Here is a 255-nt window from a genome sequence, read left to right on the forward strand (position 1 = left end):
GGTTCTTTTCGCCTTTCCCTCACGGTACTAGTTCACTATCGGTCAGTCAGTAGTATTTAGCCTTGGAGGATGGTCCCCCCATATTCAGACAAAGTTTCTCGTGCTCCGTCCTACTCGATTTCATGACTAAGAGATTTTCGCGTACAGGGCTATCACCCACTATGGCCGCACTTTCCAGAGCGTTCCGCTAATCTCAAAGCCACTTAAGGGCTAGTCCCCGTTCGCTCGCCACTACTAAGGGAATCTCGGTTGATT

Annotated in this window: 1 rRNA gene; it reads right to left on the reverse strand. The window is 49.8% G+C overall.

From position 1 onward, the window contains the following. A 23S ribosomal RNA gene (locus AACY49_RS31580) occupies positions 1-255 on the reverse strand; the annotation flags it as partial.

Source organism: Pseudomonas sp. EL_65y_Pfl2_R96 (genome assembly GCF_963970905.1).
Classification (GTDB): domain Bacteria; phylum Pseudomonadota; class Gammaproteobacteria; order Pseudomonadales; family Pseudomonadaceae; genus Aquipseudomonas.